Origin of the sequence: Mesorhizobium sp. M2A.F.Ca.ET.042.01.1.1, assembly GCF_003997405.1 — a bacterium.
GTDB lineage: Bacteria > Pseudomonadota > Alphaproteobacteria > Rhizobiales > Rhizobiaceae > Mesorhizobium.
Genome location: NZ_RZRX01000043.1, coordinates 22433 through 32193 on the forward strand (window position 1 = coordinate 22433; position 9761 = coordinate 32193).

The 9761-nt window shown below is 65.0% G+C and carries 9 protein-coding genes; 6 read left to right on the forward strand and 3 right to left on the reverse strand.

Annotated elements, in window-relative coordinates:
* The first annotated feature begins 148 nt into the window (after window positions 1-148).
* Both EOA23_RS09320 and EOA23_RS09325 read left to right on the forward strand, forming a co-directional pair.
* Window positions 149-1516 (forward strand): Ppx/GppA phosphatase family protein, encoded by a 1368-nt coding sequence (locus EOA23_RS09320; RefSeq protein WP_127303714.1) that lies wholly within the window; start codon window positions 149-151, stop codon window positions 1514-1516.
* The gene (locus EOA23_RS09325) at window positions 1513-2208 is read left to right on the forward strand and encodes an RlmE family RNA methyltransferase (protein WP_127303715.1); all 696 of its coding nucleotides are present in this window, start codon (window positions 1513-1515) and stop codon (window positions 2206-2208) included. Before EOA23_RS09320 ends, EOA23_RS09325 begins: the two co-directional genes overlap by 4 nt.
* Window positions 2209-2369: 161 nt before the next feature.
* On the opposite strand, the gene EOA23_RS09330 is transcribed toward EOA23_RS09325, so the two are convergent.
* Window positions 2370-3791 carry an MFS transporter gene (locus EOA23_RS09330; protein ID WP_127303716.1) on the reverse strand — a complete coding sequence of 474 codons (1422 nt, stop codon included), beginning with the start codon at window positions 3789-3791 and terminating at the stop codon, window positions 2370-2372.
* Between the two features lie 216 nt (window positions 3792-4007).
* Between EOA23_RS09330 and EOA23_RS09335 the strand changes: the two genes are divergently transcribed.
* The 4 genes from EOA23_RS09335 (at window position 4008) to EOA23_RS09350 (ending at window position 6934) form a co-directional block, all read left to right on the forward strand.
* A complete protein-coding gene (locus EOA23_RS09335) occupies window positions 4008-4253 on the forward strand; it encodes a type II toxin-antitoxin system prevent-host-death family antitoxin (RefSeq protein WP_127303717.1) in 246 nt (81 codons plus the stop codon).
* Window positions 4250-4699, forward strand: a complete 450-nt coding sequence (locus EOA23_RS09340; RefSeq protein ID WP_127303718.1) for a PIN domain-containing protein — start codon at window positions 4250-4252, stop codon at window positions 4697-4699. Before EOA23_RS09335 ends, EOA23_RS09340 begins: the two co-directional genes overlap by 4 nt.
* A gap of 140 nt (window positions 4700-4839) precedes the next feature.
* Window positions 4840-6342 carry an IMP dehydrogenase gene (gene guaB / locus EOA23_RS09345; RefSeq protein ID WP_127303719.1) on the forward strand — a complete coding sequence of 501 codons (1503 nt, stop codon included), beginning with the start codon at window positions 4840-4842 and terminating at the stop codon, window positions 6340-6342.
* 46 nt (window positions 6343-6388) lie between these two features.
* The gene (locus EOA23_RS09350; RefSeq protein ID WP_245474099.1) at window positions 6389-6934 is read left to right on the forward strand and encodes a hypothetical protein; all 546 of its coding nucleotides are present in this window, start codon (window positions 6389-6391) and stop codon (window positions 6932-6934) included.
* Between the two features lie 161 nt (window positions 6935-7095).
* Here EOA23_RS09350 and rnd read toward each other — a convergent pair whose 3' ends face one another.
* Together rnd and EOA23_RS09360 are read right to left on the reverse strand one after the other, a co-directional pair.
* Complete coding sequence (gene rnd, locus EOA23_RS09355) at window positions 7096-8247, reverse strand: ribonuclease D (protein WP_127303720.1); 1152 nt, start codon at window positions 8245-8247, stop codon at window positions 7096-7098.
* A 179-nt stretch (window positions 8248-8426) separates the two neighbouring features.
* On the reverse strand, window positions 8427-9653 hold the full coding sequence (locus EOA23_RS09360; RefSeq protein WP_127303721.1) for an MFS transporter: 1227 nt from the start codon (window positions 9651-9653) through the stop codon (window positions 8427-8429).
* Between the last annotated feature and the right edge of the window lie 108 nt (window positions 9654-9761).

Consider the following 9761-nt stretch of genomic DNA (forward strand, 5'->3'; position numbering starts at 1 on the left):
AGACATTGCCCCGACGTGAGCCTGCCAAAATTCGAGCCCCGCGCTCTTGGTGATTGCGAACGGCACTGCTACTCTGTTGCCAACTTGAAACAAATCGAGGTGCCTGCTGCGTCCGTTCCCGGTTCGCGCGGCGCCGGAAGGAACTGAAGTGGAAGACCACGATACCGGCGCGGGCGCGTCGGCAGTGGGCATGTCCGGGGCATCGCCGGCGCAGTCGGGAGGCCCGCAACCGGCGCGATTCAGCCGCCACGCGGGTGCGCACCAAAGACATGCCGACCCCAGACATGTAAGCCACAGGCAAGGCGGCGCAAGTCAGGCCGACCAGCATGGCGATCAGCCGAAAGGCAAGACGCGCAAGCGCCGCAAGCGCAAGCGCGGCCGCAAGGTGTTCGCGCGTGACGAGAACGGCGCCGTGCCCAATGCCGCGCCTGCCAGCACAACAGCAAGCCAGCCTCAGAGCCCGCCCCTGCAGGCCGAGCGAAGGCCGCCGCTCCAGCCTCCGCCACGTCAGCCCCAGCAGGAATTGCCCGTCTTCGCCGCGCTCGACCTTGGCACCAACAATTGCCGGTTGCTGGTCGCGGTGCCTGGACGTCACGGCCAATTCCGCGTCATCGACGCTTTCTCGCGCATCGTCAGGCTGGGCGAGGGGCTGACGGCCAGCGGCCGGCTCGGCCAGGCGGCGATGGATCGTGCCGTCGAGGCGCTGAAGATCTGCGGCGAGAAGCTGCGCAACCGCAAGATCAGGAAAGCCAGGCTGATTGCCACCGAGGCCTGCCGTTCGGCCGCCAACGGCGTCGAGTTCCTGGATCGCGTCGAGCGCGAGGCCGGGCTGAAGCTGGAGATCATCGACCGCCAGACCGAGGCCCGCCTTGCCGTTTCCGGCTGCGGCTCGCTGGTCGAGCGCGACACGCAAGGCGTGGTGCTGTTCGACATCGGCGGCGGCTCGTCGGAAATCGCGCTGATCGACCTGACCGGACGGCGCTCGCCACGTCTGGCCAATCACATCGTCTCCTGGACATCGCTGCCCGTCGGCGTCGTCTCGCTCGCCGAACGCTTCGGCGGCCGCACCGTGACGCGCGAGACCTTTGCCGCGATGGTCGACGACGTGGCCGCGCGGCTGAAGGCTTTTGACGGCCGCGACCGGCTCGCCCATGTGCTGGCCAGCCCCAACTTCCACCTGCTTGGCACCTCCGGCACGGTGACGACGCTGGCCGGCGTGCATCTCGATCTCGAGCGCTACGACCGCCGCCGTGTCGACGGGCTGTGGATGGACCGCGACAGCGTCGATCGCATGATCGAGCGGCTGATCGGTTGGGATTTCCAGCAGCGTTGCGCCAACCCCTGCATCGGCGCCGACCGCGCCGATCTCGTGCTGGCCGGCTGCGCCATCCTGGAAGCGATCCGCGGTGTGTGGCCATCCGAGCGGCTACGTGTCGCCGACCGCGGCCTGCGCGAGGGGATCCTGAGCGAGCTGATGGCCGATGACGGCGTCTGGCGGAATGATGGGCGCCGATGACAAAGAAACCGGAAAAGCCGGGCTCGGCCAGCCTGCGCGTCCTCAAGACTAGGATCAAGAAGAAGAGCGGGCTGAAGGAATCGTCGCGCCGCTGGCTCGAGCGCCACATGAACGATCCTTATGTGCAACGCTCCAAGGCCGACGGCTACCGCTCCCGCGCCGCCTACAAGCTGCTCGAGATCGACGACAAGCACCATCTGCTGAAGCCCGGCATGAAGGTCATCGACCTGGGCGCGGCGCCCGGCGGCTGGTGCCAGGTGGCAGCCGCGCGGACGAAGTCGAGCGCCGAGAATCCCCATGTCGTCGGCATCGACTATCTCGAGATGGATGCGGTCCCGGGCGCCATCATCCTGCAGATGGATTTCCTCGACCCCGACGCGCCGCAAAAGCTCGCTGAGGCGCTCGGCGGCCAGCCGGACGTGGTGTTGTCCGATATGGCCGCGCCCACCACCGGGCACCGCCGCACGGATCATCTGCGCACCATGCATCTGTGCGAAGTCGCGGCCGATTTCGCGCTGCACGTCCTGAAACCCGGCGGGCATTTCCTCGCCAAGACATTTCAGGGCGGCGCCGAGAACGAACTTTTGTCGCTGCTGAAGCAGAACTTCCGCTCCGTCCATCACGTGAAGCCGCCGGCTTCGAGGGATGAGTCGGTGGAGCTTTATCTGCTGGCGAAGGAGTTTAAGGGATAGCGCTTGTCCTTCTCCCCTTGTGGGAGAAGGTGTCGCCGAAGGCGACGGATGAGGGGTGCTCCAAGGAACGCCAACCTCTCACTCCGCTGGAACACCCCTCATCCGTCTCGGCGCTATCGCGCCGATCCACCTTCTCCACAAGGGGAGAAGGAAAAGGTGCTCTACTTCCCAGCCGTGCTCACCGTTTCCAGCGTCTTCGGCGTGGCCAGCCGGCCATGGCCCGAGACGGCACTGCCGGCCTCCGGCGCAAGCCGCATGAAGGTGATCGATGCCGCGGCGGACACTGCCGCCACGATGAAGAAGGCGATGTGGAAGTCGCTCAAGGTCAGCGACCCGCCATGGATCGAGGTCGACACTTCGAGGATGCCGCCGGCCAGCGCCACGCCGAGCGCGATCGACAATTGCTGGAAGACCGCCGTGATCGGCGTCGCCTTGCTGGTGTCGGCGGGCGTGATCTCGGCATAGGAAAGCGCGTTGACGCCGGTGAAGAACATTGAGCGGACGAAGCCGCCGACCAGAAGGATCGCCAGCATCAGCGCGTAGGGCGTGTCGGGCGTGAACAGACCGTAGATGGCGATCGAGGCGGCGGCGACCAGCGAGCCCCAGATCAGCACGCGCCGGAAACCGGCGAGCCGGAAGAGCAGCGCGGTCACGAACTTCATGCCGATGGCTCCGATCGCCGAAACGAAGGTGATCATGCCCGATTGGAAAGGCGTCAGCCCGAAACCGATCTGGAACATCAGCGGCAGAAGGAACGGCACCGCGCCGATACCGATGCGAAACAGCGAGCCGCCGAGCACGGAGGATCGGAAGACCTGGTTGCGGAACAGCTCCAGCGCCAGCAGCGGGTTCTTCGCGCGGCGGGCGTGGATGAGATAGAGCACGCCGGAGATCACTCCGACCGCCACCGTGATAAAGCCGGCCATCGGCGGCAGCGCCGGCAGGCTGACGACGGAAAGGCCAAAGACGACGCCGGACGCTGCGAGACCGCTGAGCACAAATCCCGGGAAATCGAGCGGCGGCGTCTCGGCCGGCGCGCTTTCCGGCAGATAGCGCGTGGCGAGCCAGATGCCCAGCAGCCCGATCGGCACGTTGATCAGAAAGATCCAGTGCCAGGTCAGATAGGTGGTGATAAAGCCGCCGATCGGCGGGCCGACCAGGGGGCCGACCAGCGCCGGCACGGTCAGCCAGGACATTGCCGCGACCAGCTCGCTCTTCGGCGTGGCGCGCACCAGCACGAGGCGGCCGACCGGCGTCATCATCGCGCCGCCTATGCCTTGCAGGAAGCGCGACACCACGAAAGCCGGCAGCGAATTGGCAAAGGCGCAGGCGACGGAGCCGGCGATGAAGACGCCGATCGCGGCGCGGAACACGGTCTTGGCACCGAACCGGTCCGCCATCCAGCCGCTGATCGGAATGAAGATCGCCAGCGACACCAGATAGGCCGTCAGCGCCAGCTTCAGCGCGATCGGGCTGGTGTGGATGTCGATCGCGATCGCCGGCAGCGACGTTGCGATCACGGTCGAATCCATGTTCTCCATGAAAAGTGCGACCGCCAGGATGAGCGGGATGATGCGGTTCAAGGGGAAACGCCCTGATTTGTCTTCGCGAATTCTAGGCCCGGCTTGGGGGCGAACCGGCTACGACGGGCGGGTATCACGCCTTCGCCCGGATGTCGCATTAAATTGCTGTCACTTTTGCGCGAACGCACAACTGGTGGCGCAAGTCACTGCCAATATGCTTGATGAACAGGGCGACTATCGCTATTGTAGTGAAAATAACTCCAAATAGGTGCAATCGTGGATGAAGCCGTGTCGGCTGCCGATGCCAACCGCAGATTTTCTCATATCCTTCGTGCGGTACGTGAGGGGCAGAGCTACGTCGTGACCAGCCATGGACGTCCAGTGGCTCGGATCGTGCCTGCCGATAAGCACGAAGGCGCGCCTGCGCGCGCGCGCTCGGCTTTGTTATCACGACTTGAACGGCAGCCGGTCGTGCAAGCGGGATATTGGACCCGTGACGAGCTTTATGAGAACGACCGGTGAAGGTCGCACTCGACACCAACATCCTCGCCTATGCGGAAGGGATCAACAGCGTTGAAAAACGCGATGCCGTTCTCGACCTGTTGCGCAACGTTCCACAAGAGACTGCCATCGTTCCCGTCCAGGTGCTGGGTGAACTATACAATGTGCTTGTCCGCAAGGCCGGGCGATCGCCGCAAACAGCTCGTGACGCTCTCTTGAGTTGGCGAGACGCATTTCCGGTTACCGCAACGACGCCCCAAGGGATGACGATGGCAGCCGATCTGGCCGCCGACCATCGTTTTGGCATCTGGGACGCGGTCATTCTTTCCGCCGCCTCGCAGGCGGGTTGCCGGCTTCTTCTGTCAGAGGACCTTCAAGACGGCTTTACCTGGGGCGGGGTGACCGTCGTCAATCCTTTTGCGTCGCCGCGCCATGCTTTGCTCGATACGCTTCTTGGCACCGGATAGGAACTCGGCGCCTCGCGCAACGACCGTCTTTCCTTCCGTCCCAGGACGTGTTACCAGCCAGCGCCAATCCTGAAAGGGAAGATGAGAGTCGGCGCTGGCCAATCGGCCCAGCGCCTTTTCCGCATTCAAAAGGACTGGCCATGGGAAAAATCATCGAAACGTCCACCGGCGCCCTGGCGCTGACCTTCGACGACGTGCTCTTGCAGCCCGGCCATTCCGAGGTCATGCCGGGCGAAACCGACATCCGCACCCGCATCGCCGGCGATATCGACCTCAACGTGCCGATCCTGTCGGCCGCCATGGACACCGTCACCGAGGCGCGGCTGGCGATCGCCATGGCGCAGGCCGGCGGCATCGGCGTCATCCACCGCAACCTGACCCCGGCCGAGCAGGCCGAGCAGGTCCGGCAGGTGAAGAAATTCGAATCCGGCATGGTGGTGAACCCGGTCACCATCGGTCCGGACGCCACGCTTGCCGACGCGCTGGCGCTGATGCGCTCCAACAGCATTTCCGGCATTCCAGTGGTGGAGAATGGCGGCACCGGCGGCCATACGGTCGGCCGCCTGGTCGGCATCCTCACCAACCGCGACGTGCGTTTCGCCTCCGATCCGGCGCAGAAGGTCTATGAGCTGATGACCCGTGAGAACCTGATCACGGTCAAGGAGAATGTCGACCAGGACGAGGCCAAGCGCCTGCTGCACAAGCACCGCATCGAGAAGCTGGTGGTGGTCGACAGGAACGGCAATTGCGTCGGCCTGATCACCGTCAAGGACATCGAGAAGTCGCAGCTCAATCCGCATGCCACAAAGGACGCACAAGGGAGGCTGCGCGCCGCCGCCGCCACCAGCGTCGGCGATGACGGCTTCGAGCGCGCCGAGCGCCTCATCGACGCCGGCGTCGACCTGCTTGTCATCGACACAGCGCACGGTCATTCGCAGCGCGTGCTGGACGCGGTGGCGCGGGCCAAGAAGCTCTCCAACTCCGTGCGCATCCTGGCCGGCAACGTCGCCACCGCCGATGGCACACAGGCGCTGATCGATGCCGGCGCCGACGCCGTCAAGGTCGGCATCGGCCCGGGCTCGATCTGCACCACGCGAATCGTCGCCGGTGTCGGCGTGCCGCAGCTTTCGGCGATCATGTCGGCGGTCGAGACGGCCGGCAAGGCCGGCGTGAGCGTCATTGCCGACGGCGGCATCAAATATTCGGGCGATCTCGCCAAGGCGCTCGCCGCGGGCGCAAGTGCGGCCATGATCGGCTCGCTGCTCGCCGGCACGGATGAGAGCCCGGGCGAGGTCTATCTGCACCAGGGCCGCTCCTTCAAGGCTTACCGCGGCATGGGCTCGGTCGGCGCCATGGCGCGCGGGTCGGCCGATCGCTACTTCCAGGCGGAGGTCCGCGATACGCTGAAACTGGTTCCGGAAGGCATCGAAGGGCAGGTTCCCTACAAAGGACCTGTGGCTGGCGTGCTGCACCAGCTTGCGGGCGGCCTGAAAGCCGCTATGGGTTATGTGGGTGGACGTGACCTTGCAGACTTCCGCGAGCGCGCCACCTTTGTGCGCATATCCAATGCCGGACTTCGTGAAAGCCACGCCCATGACGTCACGATCACCCGCGAAAGCCCCAATTACCCGGGCGGAATTTGATCGGGAGGCCGATCAGTCCGATCGTCAGGGCGGACTGTGGCGTGATTTGAGCGTGGCGGTACTGCGGCTGTCGCGGCACGCGGCGGCGCTTTCCATCGCTTCGATTGCGCTTTTCCTGACCATGACGGCGCTGGAGTTCCTCTATTTCCAGCGCTTGAGCGGCGGCCTGGCCTCGCTTGACATCCGCGTTGCCGGCTTCACTCCCGACGAAGGCATGGCCTGGCTCACGGCGCTGGGCCGGCGCGGCGGCGAGATCATCATCGTCTGGCACTATTTGACCTTCGACCTCCTGTTCCCGGCGCTGCTGTCGCTGACGCTGGTGAGCCTCATCCTTGTTTACGGGCGGCGGCTCAGCACGTTCCGCGCCATGTCGGCGCAATTGCAGGCACTGTTCTCGCTGGTGCTGGTGTTTCCCTACGTGGTTGCCGACTACGCCCAGAATTTTGCCGTGGCGCGGCTCTTGTCCGATTTCCAATCGGCCAATCCCGATTCGCTCGCCTTCGCTTCCTCGCTGACCGTCACCAAATTCGCGCTGCTGGCGATCCCGGCCTTCGTTATCGCCGTCTTCGCGCTGGCCGGGCACCGGCGGTGAGCGGACTTTCCCTTCTCCCCTTGTGGGAGAAGGTGGATCGGCGCGCAGCGCCGAGACGGACGAGGGGTGTTCCAGCTTGGCAATACGCTCGAAATTGCCGCCTATCCGACCTCGCTTCGCGAGGCCACCTTTTCCCACAAGGGGATAGGGAAAGGAGGGCGTTACAGATCGAACACCGCGATTCTGCGCTTGTCGAACTTGATGCCGATTTCGCCGCGCACCAGCCTCAGCGCCTGCTCGCCGAAGACGGCGCGCCGCCAGCCCTGCAGCGCCGGCACGTCGGCTTCGTCGCCCTCGGCCGCGATGCGATCGATATCGTCGCTGGAGGCCAGCACCTTGGTGGCGACGCCTTCCTTTTCGGCGACGATCCTGAGCAGCACCTTGAGCAGCTCCGCCGCAGCGTTCGAACCCTCTGGCGGCTGCACGCTTTTCGGCAGTTTCGGCATCGCCTCCTTGGGCAAGGCCAGCGCTGTGTTGACCGCGCCGAGCAGCGCCGTTGCCGTGGCGGAGCGTTCCCAGCCCTTCGGCGTGGTGCGCAGCTTGCCGAGCGCCGCCGCGTCGCGCGGCGCCTGTTGCGCGATCTCGTAGATCGCGTCGTCCTTGAGCACGCGGCCGCGCGGCACATCGCGCTCGCGCGCCTCGCGCTCGCGCCAGGCGGCCACCGCCTGCACGATCGCCAGCTCCTGCGGCTTGCGCAGCCGCATCTTCAGCCGTTTCCAGGCATCTTCGGGATGCGGATCGTAGGTCTCGCGCGAGGTGAGGATATCCATTTCCTCGTTCAGCCAATGCGCGCGATCTTCCCGCTTCAACTCGGCGCTGAGATGCTGGTAGACCTTGATCAGATGGGTGACGTCGGCAAGCGCGTATTCGAGCTGCTTGTCGGAGAGCGGCCGGTGCCGCCAGTCGGTGAAGCGCGACGACTTGTCCAAGCGCGCCCCCGTGACCTTCTGCACGAGCTGGTCGTAAGAGACGCTGTCGCCGAAGCCGCAGACCATCGCCGCCACCTGCGTGTCGAACACCGGATGCGGCACGAGATTGCCGAGATGGACGATGATTTCGATGTCCTGGCGCGCCGCGTGAAAAACCTTCAGCACCGCTTCATTGGCCATCAGCCGGAAAAACGGCTTCAGGTCGATGTCGGGGGCCAACGGATCGATAAGCGCCTCGATCCCAGGCGCGGCGATCTGGATCAGGCAAAGGATCGGCCAGAAGGTCGTCTCGCGGATGAATTCGGTATCGACGGTAACGAATTCCGACTTTTCGAACGCCGCGACAACGCTCTCGAGTTCTTCTTGTGTGGTGATGACGCGCATCAAATCGCTTCTGGCACAATATTAGGCCCCTTTCAATTTCAGCCGCGCGCGCTTTCGTCAAGCCGCCGCAACGTAAGCGGTGGCTGGATCGCCGGGTTCTCCCATGCGAAATCGCACGGCGCGCCTGCGCCAAGCCGCCATACCGTCAGGCCGTCACGCTCCGCTCCGCCAAGAGCCGTTCATGCCTCATAGGCCCGCGCCGGCACCCGCTCTCTTGTTGGACTGGACATCGCGCCGTCCGGAACCGCGCTCGGCGATGGCCGCCGGCCGAGCGCGCCCGCTGCCGCCAGGCTGAGCAGGATGAACGGTATGCCGATGCCATAGGCCGAGCGGATGCCCCAATGGTCCGACACGAAGCCGAGCAGCGGCGGCCCAAGCAGGAAGGCGACGAAGGAGATCTGCGACAGCGCCGCCACATTGATCGCCGCGGGGCGGTCGGTGCGCTGAGCCGCCGCCGAGATCGCCAGCGGGAAGATGGCGCTGCTGCCGATGCCCAGAAGCGCAAAGCCCAACATCGAAATGAAGGGCAGGGGCGAGAAAAAGACGGTGAAGACGCCGGCCATCATCGTCGCCAACAGCACGCGCGCCACGCCGCTCGGCGAGTGGCGGTCGACGAAGCTGTCGGCGAAGAAGCGCGTCGTCGCTTGCGAGAAGGCGAACAGCGCCACGGTGAAGCCAGCGGTCAGCGGGCCGGATTCGAACACCGTGCGCATATAGATCGCCGACCAGTCCATGCTGGCGCCTTCCATCAGCATCGCCGACAGCGTCACCGCGACCAGGACGAGGATCGGCAGCGTGGGGCGCGCGAGTATCGGCGCTTCGTCGCTGGTCGCGGCGAACCGCGCCGGCGCCGGCTCGAAGCCGCCGAGGAACAGCGCGATCGCGGCCGCCACCATCGGCACCACCAGCGCCAGATGCAGTTGCGGCGACAGGCCAAGATGCGCCAGCGCGCCGCCGAACAGGCCGGCGCCGAAGAAGCCGATGCTCCAGAAGGAATGCGCCCGGTTCATGATGCGGCGCTTGAGCAGGAACTCGGTCCTGTCGGCCTCGACATTCAAGATGATCTCGATGCTGCCGATCATCAGCCCGACCGGAAGCAGCATCAGGAACAGAGACGCCGGACCAGGCGCGTGCACCGCTATCGCATAGGCCAGGCCAAGCAACGGCACGAGCCAAAGCAGCGCGCGGCGAAAACCTATACGCTCCAGGATAGGCGTCGCCAGCGTCAGCGCGATCAGCGTGCCGATCGGCGTGCCGATCAGGGCGAGCCCGAGCGTGCCATCCTCGATCTGCATGGCTCGCTTGATGTCGGGCAGGCGCGGGAAGATGTTGCCCATGGCAAAGGAATAGACCGCAAAGCCCGCATAGACGCGGTGCTGCGGAGCGAGTTTCAGGCCAAGGGTCATCGCGGGCATCCAACAACAGGGAGATACGGCGGGCGAACTCCTGGACCCGCTCATGACCCTGTTTCTTGCACGAACAGGCAAAACATGCAATAACGTGCACAAATAAAT

Coding starts and splice junctions, on each gene's coding strand:
- EOA23_RS09325 (WP_127303715.1), top strand. CDS start 1,513: ATGACAAAGAAACCGGAAAAGCCGGGCTCGGCCAGCCTGCGCGTCCTC.
- guaB (WP_127303719.1), top strand. CDS start 4,840: ATGGGAAAAATCATCGAAACGTCCACCGGCGCCCTGGCGCTGACCTTC.
- rnd (WP_127303720.1), bottom strand. CDS start 8,247: ATGCGCGTCATCACCACACAAGAAGAACTCGAGAGCGTTGTCGCGGCG.
- EOA23_RS09360 (WP_127303721.1), bottom strand. CDS start 9,653: ATGACCCTTGGCCTGAAACTCGCTCCGCAGCACCGCGTCTATGCGGGC.